The organism is uncultured Demequina sp. (assembly GCF_913055775.1).
Classification (GTDB): Bacteria; Actinomycetota; Actinomycetes; order Actinomycetales; family Demequinaceae; genus Demequina.
In genome coordinates, this window is the sequence record NZ_CAJXJX010000095.1 from 1 (window position 1) to 10,828 (window position 10,828).

General features: G+C 68.6%; 8 protein-coding genes. 2 read left to right on the forward strand and 6 right to left on the reverse strand.

Features of this window, described 5'->3' with window-relative positions; genetic code table 11:
* Positions 1–1,519: TRAP transporter substrate-binding protein DctP (gene dctP / locus QZ483_RS10030; protein WP_297083545.1), on the reverse strand; the 1,519-nt coding region annotated here is incomplete at its 3' end.
* Between the two features lie 105 nt (positions 1,520–1,624).
* Here dctP and QZ483_RS10035 point away from each other — a divergent pair.
* Positions 1,625–3,007 carry an MFS transporter gene (locus QZ483_RS10035; protein WP_297083547.1) on the forward strand — a complete coding sequence of 461 codons (1,383 nt, stop codon included), beginning with the start codon at positions 1,625–1,627 and terminating at the stop codon, positions 3,005–3,007.
* A gap of 190 nt (positions 3,008–3,197) precedes the next feature.
* On the opposite strand, the gene gyrA is transcribed toward QZ483_RS10035, so the two are convergent.
* From gyrA to QZ483_RS10060, 5 genes are all read right to left on the reverse strand, one after another.
* Positions 3,198–5,861: a DNA gyrase subunit A gene (gene gyrA, locus QZ483_RS10040; protein WP_297083549.1), complete on the reverse strand. Its 2,664-nt coding sequence runs from the start codon at positions 5,859–5,861 to the stop codon at positions 3,198–3,200.
* A complete protein-coding gene (gene gyrB / locus QZ483_RS10045) occupies positions 5,851–7,863 on the reverse strand; it encodes a DNA topoisomerase (ATP-hydrolyzing) subunit B (RefSeq protein ID WP_297083551.1) in 2,013 nt (670 codons plus the stop codon). Before gyrB ends, gyrA begins: the two co-directional genes overlap by 11 nt.
* 207 nt (positions 7,864–8,070) lie before the next feature.
* Complete coding sequence (locus QZ483_RS10050; protein WP_297083554.1) at positions 8,071–8,610, reverse strand: DUF721 domain-containing protein; 540 nt, start codon at positions 8,608–8,610, stop codon at positions 8,071–8,073.
* Positions 8,603–9,772, reverse strand: a complete 1,170-nt coding sequence (recF, locus tag QZ483_RS10055; RefSeq protein ID WP_297083556.1) for a DNA replication/repair protein RecF — start codon at positions 9,770–9,772, stop codon at positions 8,603–8,605. Before recF ends, QZ483_RS10050 begins: the two co-directional genes overlap by 8 nt.
* A gap of 8 nt (positions 9,773–9,780) precedes the next feature.
* Positions 9,781–10,236 (reverse strand): hypothetical protein, encoded by a 456-nt coding sequence (locus QZ483_RS10060; protein ID WP_367117101.1) that lies wholly within the window; start codon positions 10,234–10,236, stop codon positions 9,781–9,783.
* A gap of 45 nt (positions 10,237–10,281) precedes the next feature.
* On the opposite strand from QZ483_RS10060, the gene QZ483_RS10065 reads away from it, so the two are divergent.
* Positions 10,282–10,770 (forward strand): hypothetical protein, encoded by a 489-nt coding sequence (locus tag QZ483_RS10065; RefSeq protein WP_297083558.1) that lies wholly within the window; start codon positions 10,282–10,284, stop codon positions 10,768–10,770.
* Positions 10,771–10,828: the final 58 nt, after the last annotated feature.

The following is a 10,828-nucleotide window of genomic DNA, read 5'->3' on the forward strand; positions in this document are numbered from 1 at the left end:
CGTCGATATTGTCCTGCCCGACATCGCCCTCGAACTGATCCCAGACGGGCTTCATGGTCGATACCCACTCGGCACGCTGTTCGGCCGTCAACTCGCGCACGGTCGCGCCGGCGTCGATGATGTTCTGACGGTTTGCGGCTTCCTTGTCGGCGACCTGGGCGTTGGCCGTCTTGGTCACTTCGTCGACAATCGAAAGGAACTGGTCGCGCACGGCCGGGTCGAGGCCGTTCAGCCAGTCGGTCGACGTGACGAGCAGATAGGCGAGCAACTGGTGGTTGGTCTCGGTGATGCCGTCCTGCACCTCGAAGAACTTCTGGGTGTAGATGTTCGACCAGGAGTTTTCCTGACCGTCGACAACGCCGGTCTGCAGCGCACCATAGACCTCGGCGAAGGCGAGCTTCTGGGCAGATGCGCCCATCGCCTCGATCATCGCGACGGCCACGTCGGAGGTCTGCACGCGGAACTTCAGGCCCTCGGCGTCGGAGGGCACGAGCAGCGGCTTGTTGGCCGAAAACTGCTTGAGACCGGAGGACCAGTAGCCGAGGCCGGTATAGCCGTTCGGCTCGGTGACCTTGAGCAGGTCCTTGCCGGCGTCGGACTCGGTGAAGGTCGCGACCGCGTCGAGGTAGGTCTGGCGAGGACCGGGCGCAGACAGCGACAGGTCATGGATCGCGCCCTCGACCACCACCGGCTCGACGTCCGCGCCGAGGCCCGGTCCGTAGGCCTCGATCAAGTCGGTGTCGACCACGACGTCCTGCTCCTGATGGCGCGGGTTGTCGTCGCGGTCGGGGCCGCTCGAGTCGGAGCGGGCGACCAGCACCGGCACCTGGATGTCGAGCCCGCGCGCGACCCGCCGCTGCGCCGCACGGGTCGCGGCCAGCCAGCCAGCGGTCGCCGGCTCGCCACCCGGCACCTTCCACGCGGTGTCGAAGCTCCACCCGCCCCGGTCCAGCAGCGCGACCGTGTAGGGCGACGGCACCCGCGCCACCACCTGCAGCGGACGCACCCGGCTGATCGCGGGCGTCGTGGACATCGCGTACCGCTCCCAGCGCGACAGCCGGAGCCCAAAGAACGGGCTGTTGAGGATGAGCCCCGCGAGTGCGGGGTGCGGCGCATCGGAGGCCCAGACCGCCGCCGCCAAGCCTCCCGTCGAGTGGGCGTGGACCAGGAGCGGCAGGTCACCCGCATCGGCCATCGCGGCGGCAGCCGCCGCGCCGATGTCATCGCCCAGCTCGCCGATCTCCGTGATGTGATGCGGCTTGTCGTGTGCCTGCAGCGAGCGCCCCGCCCGGCGCATGTCGACCGCGTAGAACGCGCAGCCCATCTCGACGAACGCGTCTGCCACATGGGTCTGGAAGAAGTGGTCGTTGTAGCCGTGGATGTGGAGCACCACCGCGCGCGGGCTCGCGGGCTTCTCGATGCGGCGGATCAGCGTGATGTCTCCGAGCCCCGCCTGCTCGTACCCCGGCAGGACATCGGCGCGCCACTCGAGGGCGGTGGGTGCGGTCACGGACTCCATTCCTCGATGCTAGCCCCGGCCGTCGCTCGCCCGCCTGGCGTACCGACCCGGCGTCGCCCGCGCGCCCGTCACCCGCCATTCACCGAGGTAGGGCACTCTGTGAGCATGAGCGACCACGACGACGTGCTCCCCTCTATCGCCGATGCGCCCGGCCAGCCGGACGCGGACCGGGTGCCGCGCCGTCGGGTGTGGGCATGGGCACTGTGGGACTGGGCCACCCAGCCGTTCAACACGGTCATCATCACGTTCGTCTTCGTCGCGCTGTACCTGACCCAGGACGGGTTCATCGACCCGGACATCGCGGCTCTCGGCGAGGACTCGCCCGAGGTCGAGGCGGCAGTCGCCGACCTCGCATCCGACTTCGGACTCGGGATGTTCGTCGCGGGCCTGTTCATCGCGCTGCTCGCCCCCGTGCTGGGTCAGCGCGCCGATGCCGCGGGCCGGCGCAAGGCCTGGCTGGGCGTCATGACCGCCCTGGTGGTCGCGTGCACCGCCGGGTTGTTCTTCGTGGAGCCCGCTCCCGAGTACTTCTGGCTCGGCGCCGGGCTGATTGCCCTCGGCGGGGTCTTCGGAGAGATCGCCGGGGTCAACTACAACGCGATGATCGTGCAGGTCACGACGCCGTCGACCATGGGTCGCGTGTCAGGCCTCGGGTGGGGCCTGGGCTACCTGGGCGGCATCGTCGCGCTGGTGATCGTGGTGGTGCTCACCGAGCTCGACTGGTTCGGCATGGACACCTCGGAGGGCATGGCCTTCCGCGTGATCGCGCTGGGCTGCGCGGTGTGGACGCTGCTGTTCGCGTGGCCGGTGTTCGTGTTCGTGCCTGAGTCGAGGGCCGCGGCGGGGCGGCCGCGCGTGGGCATCATCAAGGGCTACGGGGTCCTCGCGCGGGATCTGCAGGACCTCTGGCGCCACTCGCGGTCCACGCTCTGGTTCCTGCTGGCCTCCGCCGTGTACCGCGATGGGCTCGCGGGCGTGTTCACGTTCGGCGCGATCCTCGCGACGCAGGCCTTCGACTTCGCCGATGACGCGGTGATGATCTTCGGCATCGCCGCCTCCATGATCGCCGGCGTCGCGACCATCATCGCCGGGCGGTACGACGACCGGTTCGGGCCACGGCGGGTGATCGTCGCGTCGCTCTCGGGCATCGTGATCGCCGGCGTCGCGGTGATGGCGCTCAACAGCGTGGGTGCCATCGTCTTCTGGATCGCCGGCCTGGTGCTCACCGCGTTCGTGGGCCCGGCGCAGGCCGCGTCGCGCTCGCTGCTCGCCCGCGTGTCGCCCACCGGTCGCGAGGCCGAGATCTTCGGGCTCTACGCGACCACCGGCCGCGCGGCATCGTTCCTGGCGCCGCTCGCGTGGTGGGCAAGTCTCGAGATCTTCGGCGCGACCATCTGGGGAACGCTCGGGGTCGTGCTCGTGGTGCTGCTGGGGCTCGTGCTGCTGCTCCTGGTGCGCACGCCGGCGGACCGGGGTGCTCGGGCCTGACCGCCCGCCGCTACTGCACCCTCACGCTCCAGTGGGTGACACGCACCCGCCAGAACCGACAGTCACGCTCCACTGGGGCGCTCAGATTGCGGACCCGAATCTGAGCGCGGTGGTGGAGCGACAGTGTCGATCTGCGCGTAGGCGTGAATCCTGGTGGAGGATCAGCGACGTGCCGGCAGGAACGGCCGGGTCAGTCAGCCGATGCGGGGGTGACCGGGGGCTCGGGCGTCGCCTCGGGCGCGGAATCGGCAGACTCGGTGGCGGCGCCCTCGGGCCCCGCCTCCTCCTCTTCCTCGACCTTGCGCTCGACGTTGCGCGCCACCGCGATGATGCGGTCGCCCTTCGCCGGCTTGGCGAACGTCACGCCCATGGTGTTCTTGCCCTTGGCGGGGACCTCGTCCACGGCCGAGCGCATGACCTTGCCCGATTCCATGATCACCAGGACCTCGTCGGACTCGTCCACGAGCATCGCGCCCACCAGGTCGCCGCGCTCCTCGGTGAGGGTCGCGACCTTCACGCCCAGTCCACCGCGGTGCTTGGGCGTCCACGCGGACACGGCGGTGCGCTTGGCGAACCCGTGCTCGGTGACGACGAACGAGAATGGGCCACCCGCATCGGCAGCCGCCTCTGCCGCGTCCTCGTCAGAGGACTCGGCGACGCCCAGCTGCTCCGCGTCGGGAACCGACGCGTCGATGACGTCCATGGCGAGCAGCTCGTCGTCGTCGCGGAAGCTCATGCCCTTCACGCCCGACGTCGCGCGGCCCATCGGACGCAGCTCGTCGTCGGTCGCGTGGAAGCGCACCGACTGGCCCTTGCGCGAGACCAGCATGAGGTCGTCCTCGGGGGCGACCAGTCGCGCGGACACGAGTTCGTCGGGACGAACCTCGCCGTCCTCGCCCTCGACGTCGCGCAGGTTGATCGCGATGAGGCCGCCGGTGCGGTTCGAGTCGTAGGCCGTGAGGTCGGTCTTCTTGACCAGGCCGCGCTTGGTCGCCAGCAGCAGGTAGGGCTTGTCCTCGTAGGACTTGAGGTCGAGCACCTGGGCGATCTCCTCGCCCGGCTGGAAGGCCAGCAGGTTGGCGACGTGCTGACCCTTCGAGTCGCGGCCGCCCTCGGGAAGCTCGTAGCCCTTGGCGCGGTAGACCCGGCCCATGTTCGTGAAGAACAGCAGCCAGTGGTGCGTGGTGGTGACGAAGAAGTGGTCGACCATGTCGTCGCTGCGCAGGGTCGCGCCCCGCACACCCTTGCCGCCGCGCTTCTGCGCCCGGTACTGGTCCGAGCGGGTGCGCTTGGCGTAGCCGCCGCGGGTAATGGTGACGACCACCTCCTCCTCGGCGATGAGGTCCTCGACGTCGACCGTCCCGTCGAAGGGGCTGATCTCCGTGCGGCGGTCGTCACCGAACTTCTTGACGATCTCCGCGAGCTCGTCGGACACGATGGTCCGCTGTCGGGGCTCGTTGGCGAGGATGTCCTTGAAGTCCTCGATCTTCTCCATGAGCTCGGCGTACTCGGCCTCGATCTTCTGACGCTCGAGGGCGGCCAGGCGGCGGAGCTGGAGGTTGAGGATCGCATTGGCCTGGATCTCGTCCACGTCGAGGAGCTTCATGAGTCCCTCGCGGGCCTCGTCCACGGTGGGCGAGCGACGGATCAGCGCGATGACCTCGTCGAGCTGGTCGAGCGCCTTGACGTAGCCGCGCAGGATGTGGGCTTCGCGCTCGGCCTTGGCCAGGCGGAACGCGGTGCGGCGCTGGATGACCTCGATCTGGTGCGTGATCCAGTGGCGCACGAAAGCGTCGATGGGCAGCGTGCGCGGCACGCCGTCCACGAGCGCGACCATGTTCGCGCCGAAGGTGTCCTGCAGCTGAGTGTGCTTGTAGAGGTTGTTGAGCACCACCTTCGCGACGGCGTCGCGCTTCAGCACGATCACCAGGCGTTGGCCGGTGCGGCCCGACGTCTCGTCGCGGATGTCCGCGATGCCTGCGACCTTGCCGTCCTTGACCAGCTCCGCGATCTTGAGCGCGAGGTTGTCGGGGTTGACCTGATACGGCAGCTCAGTGACCACCAGGCACTGGCGGCCCTGGATCTCCTCGACGTTGACGATCGAACGCATCGTGATCGAGCCGCGGCCCGTGCGGTACGCGTCCTCGATGCCGGAGCGGCCCAGCACCATCGCGCCGGTGGGGAAGTCGGGACCCTGGATGCGCGCGATGAGCGCGTCCTGCAGTTCCTCCTTCGAGGCCTCGGGGTGGTCGAGCGCCCACTGCACGCCGTCCGCGACCTCGCGCAGGTTGTGGGGCGGGATGTTGGTCGCCATGCCGACCGCGATGCCCGCGGAGCCGTTGACCAGCAGGTTCGGGAAGCGCGCGGGCAGAACCGACGGCTCCTGAGTGCGACCGTCGTAGTTGTCCTGGAAGTCGACGGTGTCCTCGTCGATGTCGCGGACCATCTCCATGGCGATGGGCGCCATGCGGGACTCGGTGTAGCGGTGCGCTGCCGCGGGGTCGTTACCCGGCGAGCCGAAGTTGCCCTGACCGTCAGCGAGCGGATAGCGCAGCGACCAGTCCTGCACCATGCGCACGAGGGTGTCGTAGACGGCGCCGTCACCGTGAGGGTGGTAGTTGCCCATGACCTCGCCGATGATGCGCGTGCACTTGGAGAAGGCGCGGTCGGGCCGGTAGCCGCCGTCGTACATCGCGTAGATGACGCGGCGGTGCACCGGCTTCAGGCCGTCGCGCACATCCGGGAGCGCACGGCCCACGATGACGGACATCGCGTAGTCGAGGTACGACTGCTGCATCTCGACATTGAGGTCGACCTGGTCGATGCGGCCATGGTTGTGGATCTCAGATGTCAAGGAACCTCACGTCCTTCGCGTTGCGCTGGATGAAGTTGCGGCGGGACTCGACGTCCTCGCCCATGAGGATCGAGAAGGTCTCGTCCGCGAGGGCGGCGTCGTCCATGGTGACCTGCAGCAGGGTGCGGGTCTCGGGGTCCATGGTGGTCTCCCACAGCTCGGAGTAGTCCATCTCACCCAGACCCTTGTAGCGCTGGATGCCGTTCTCCTTGGGGATCTTCTTGCCGTTGGCCAGGCCGTCCTTGAGGACGGCGTCCCGCTCGCGGTCGGTGAAGACGTAGTCGTGATCCGCGTTCGACCACTTGATCTTGTACAGCGGCGGCTGCGCGAGGTAGACGTAGCCGGCCTCGATGAGCGGTCGCATGTAGCGGAACAGCACCGTCAGCAGCAGGGTGCGGATGTGTTGGCCGTCGACGTCGGCATCGGCCATCAGCACGATCTTGTGATACCGCGACTTCTCGATCTCGAACTCGTCACCGATGCCCGAGCCGAAGGCCGTGAACAGCGCCTGGATCTCCGCGTTCGCGAGCGCCTTGTCCAAGCGCGCGCGCTCGACGTTGAGGACCTTGCCGCGCAGCGGCAGAATCGCCTGGGTCGCGGGGTTGCGGCCGCGCACGGCCGAGCCGCCCGCGGAGTCACCCTCGACCAGGAAGATCTCAGAGATCGACGGGTCCTTGGAGGAGCAGTCGCGCAGCTTGCCGGGCATGCCGCCAGACTCGAGCAGGCCCTTGCGGCGCGTCGCCTCGCGCGCCTTGCGGGCGGCGATGCGCGCCTGCGAGGCCTGCATCGCCTTGCGGATGACCTCTTTGGCCTCGTTCGGGTGCGCGTCGAACCAGTCGGTGAGCTGCTCGCCCACGACCTTCTGCACGAACGTCTTGGCCTCGGTGTTGCCCAGCTTGGTCTTGGTCTGGCCCTCGAACTGGGGCTCGCCCAGCTTCACGGAGATGACCGCGGTCAGACCCTCGCGGACGTCGTCGCCGGTGAGGTTGTCGTCCTTGTCCTTGAGGATCGCCTTGTCGCGCGCGTAGCGATTCACCAGCGACGTGAGCGCCGCGCGGAAGCCCTCCTCGTGGGTGCCGCCCTCGGTGGTCGCAATCGTGTTGGCGTACGTGAAGACCGACTCCGAGTACGCGGAGGTCCACTGCATCGCCATCTCGAGCGACACCTTCTTGTCCGTGTCCTCGGCCTCGAGCGAGATGACCTCGGCGTGGACCAGGTCAGCCTTCTTGGTCTCGTTGAGGTGGGAGACGTAGTCGACCAGGCCGCCGTCGTAGCGGTAGGTGACCGAGCGGGAGGTGGGCGCGTCCTCGTCGCCCTCCTCCTCCATGTCGTCCGACGGTGAGATGTGCTCGGGGCGCTCGTCGGTCAGCGTGATCGACAGTCCCTTGTTGAGGAATGCCATCTGCTGGAAGCGCGCGCGCAGCGTCTCGAAGTCGTAGACGGTGGTCTCGAAGATCGAGTCGTCCGCCCAGAAGGTCTGCTGCGTCCCGGTCTCGTCGGTCTTCGCACCCTTCTCGAGGGTGCCCTGCGGCTTGCCGCCGTCCGCGAAGGTCTGCTCCCACACGTGACCCTGGCGCTTGACCACGGTCTCGACCTTCGAGCTCAGCGCGTTCACGACGGAGATGCCCACGCCGTGCAGACCGCCGGAGACCGCATAGCCGCCGCCGCCGAACTTTCCGCCCGCGTGCAGGATCGTCATGACGACCTCGACGGTGGGCTTGCCCTCGGTGGGGTGCATGTCGACCGGGATGCCGCGGCCGTTGTCGGTGACGCGCACGCCGCCGTCCTCCAGCAGCGTCACCGTGATGGTGTCGCAGTGACCCGCCAGAGCCTCGTCCACCGAGTTGTCGACGACCTCGTAGACGAGGTGGTGGAGTCCCCGCTCACCCGTGGAGCCGATGTACATGCCGGGGCGCTTGCGGACGGCCTCGAGGCCCTCCAGGACGGTGATGTTCTCGGCGCCGTAGGCAGGCGTATTCGCCTGCGCGTCGGTCTCGGCCACAGATTTCGCCTTTCACGGGACTCTCGCGGCCTCAGACGGGACGCGGTGTACTGCTGTCCATTCTAGACGGTTCTAGGGCCGATTCGGGGCGATTCAGGGCTATGTGGGGAGAAACCGAGGAGCACCACTTTCACGGCCTCCGCACGGTCTCCAGCACCGCGTATCGCTCGACCGGCACGCGATCCGCGCAAAGACGAGCCGCCGCGCCTACCCGTACGTGTCCCGGGGCCCGCGGCCCGGCACCCGCCGCTGCCCGCGCGACCACGACCGCGCCGTGGGCCCGAGCACGTTCAGCTCGCGCACGATGTCGCGGCCGAACTCCTCGTTGATCCGGTGCCGAATCTGACCGGACATGATGCCCAGCTGTGTCGCCCACGCCGTCGAGTCGGCCTTGACCGTGAGGACGCCCTCGTCGAATGACTGCGGCTCGCAGTGGTCAGCGATCTGATCGCCCACCACCTCACGCCACCGTCCGGTGACCCCGGACACCTCGATCTGCTCGTTCCAGCCCATCCGCCGCAGGAGTGCGTCGACGGCGTCAGACATGGGCGCCGGATCGCGCCCGGGCGAGAAGGGCTGGGACTCGCGTCGCTTCTGGTCGAGCTGCTTGCGCGCCGCTCGAGGCGCCGTGCGATACGCCCCCCTCTCGCGGGCCGATGCGCGGGCTCGCTCCATCGCCTCTCTCGCCAGGTCCGCTCCCGCCTGGGCAGCGGCGGCCGCAGTCGACTCGTCCTCGTGCTCAGGCATCGACGTCCTCCGGTGCTGAGGATTCCGCATCCGCGACCACCCGGCCATCGCTCACCCGCAGCACCTCGCCGCGCAGAGCGTCCGGAACATCCTCGGCTACCGCGGCGGTGATGAGCACCTGGCTCGCGTCCGCCAAGCGCTCCACCAGCGCGGCCCTGCGCCGCGAGTCGAGCTCCGCGAACACGTCGTCGAGGATCAGCACGGGCTCGCCGTCCGCGTCGCCGTCGGGACCACCCTCCTCGGTGAGCAGCGCATAGGTCCCCAGCCGCAAGGCAAGAGCGCACGACCACGACTCGCCATGACTCGCATATCCCTTGGCCGGCATCTCGCCCAGCCAGATCTCGAGGTCGTCGCGATGAGGACCTGCCAACGTCACGCCGCGCTCGATCTCCTTGGGCCGCACCTCCTGCAGCCGCCCGAGCAGGTGAGACGAAATCTCCGCCGCCGGCGCATCGGCCTGCCACCCGTCCTGCTCACTGAGCGATGTCGCATAGCCGATGCGGCACTCGCCCTGGTCGGGCGCGACCGCCGCGTAGGCGTCGGTGACGTGCGGGGCGAGGGCCGCGACCGCACGGAGGCGCGCGGCCACGATCCGTCCTCCCAGATCGGCGAGCTTCTCGTCCCAGATATCCAGCATCGTGAGGTCACCACGAGCGTTCTTGGCGGTCTTGAGCATGCTCGACCGCTGCCGCAGCACGCGGTCGTAGTCCGACAGGTCGCCCGCGAGCGCCGGCTGCAGCGCGACGCACAGCTCATCCAGGAACGAACGCCGTCCCGCAGGATCGCCCTTGACCAGCGCAAGGTCCTCGGGCGCGAAGACCACGGTGCGCAGCGCCCCCAGCAGGTCGCGGGGCTTGGCCGCACCTCGGCCGATGCGCGCGGTGTTCGCCTTCCCGGGGTTCAGCGAGATCTCGAGCGTCAACGAGCGCCCCGACTTCTCGACTCGAGCCCGGGCGATCGCCCGCTCCGCACCCTGCCGAATGAGCGGCGCGTCGGAGGCGACCCGATGCGAGCTCAGCGCGGAGAGGTACCGCACCGCCTCGACCACATTGGTCTTGCCCTGACCGTTGCGCCCCACGAGCGTCGTCACTCGCGGTCCGAACTCGATCTCCTGGTCCTCGTAGGACCTGAAGTCGACCAGATGCAGGTGGGTGACGCGCATCGGCGGCGCTAGGACTGGATGCGGATGGGCACCAGCAGGTAGCGGAAGTCGGCCACCACATCGCCGCCGGGCTCCTCGAGACCGACGAACTCCACGGGCTTGGTCTCCTGCGTGAAGCCCAGGCGCACGTACTCGGTCGACAGCGCACCCAGCCCGTCGAGCAGGTACTGCGGGTTGAAGGCGACGGTGATGGCGTCCCCGGACAGATCGCACTCGATGGCTTCGGAAGCCTGCGCATCGTCGCTCTGTCCGGCGTCGAGCGTGACCTCGCCCTCGACGAACGCGAGCCGCACCGAGGAGTTGCGCTCGGCGACCAGTGACACGCGTCGCGTCGCCTCGATGAGATCCGTGGTCTTCACGACGGCCGTGATGGGGCTCTCGTCAGGGAAGAGCCGGCGCACCTGCGGGTAGTCGCCGTCCATGAGCAGCGACGTGGTGGTCAGCCCCGCGGCCTCGAAGCCCACGAGGTCGACGCCCTGTCCGTCGACAAGCTCCGCCGCATCGTCGTCATGGAGGCCCGGGCATGGCCCCGCCTTCGTGGGAATTGGGGAGCGGAGGAGAGCCTTCTCTTCAACCGCACCACTTGGCTCGAATGGAACGATTCCCTCAAGCCGCCCTTCGCTGAGTGGAGCGCCACCCGCAAGGCGCCCCGCTGGTGGCCCAAGAAGCGCCCCTATCCCAAGCCGCACCACGTCGGCCAAGGGTGCAAGGGACTCTGGAACCAGGGCGTCAAGGGCACCCGGGGCGCCACACCCAAGCCCGGATCCATGAGCGAATACATCCGCCAGCGTGGGCTCCTGCCCGCTTCGGAGGTCGACCGCATCTTCCTCCAGTTCCCCTCCAGCATCACATCCCACATGAACCAGTGGGCCGCAGCGATTCGCGAATGGGGCCGGCGCTCCGCCACCGGCCAGCTCGACGATTGGGACTCCTTCCTCGCCGAGTTCTTCCACGAGAACGCCGAAGCCCAACTCGAACTCCACCTTTGCGCCGCCTAATCCCCGCCGGCTGCCGTTTAACCTGACGGCCCGGCGGGGATAGGCGGGGCACCCCTCC

Bases quoted from the DNA above. Each gene is read 5' to 3' on its own strand.
- QZ483_RS10035 (WP_297083547.1), top strand. From the start codon at position 1,625: ATGAGCGACCACGACGACGTGCTCCCCTCTATCGCCGATGCGCCCGGC.
- QZ483_RS10050 (WP_297083554.1), bottom strand. From the start codon at position 8,610: ATGCCTGAGCACGAGGACGAGTCGACTGCGGCCGCCGCTGCCCAGGCG.
- recF (WP_297083556.1), bottom strand. From the start codon at position 9,772: ATGCGCGTCACCCACCTGCATCTGGTCGACTTCAGGTCCTACGAGGAC.
- QZ483_RS10065 (WP_297083558.1), top strand. From the start codon at position 10,282: ATGGAGGCCCGGGCATGGCCCCGCCTTCGTGGGAATTGGGGAGCGGAG.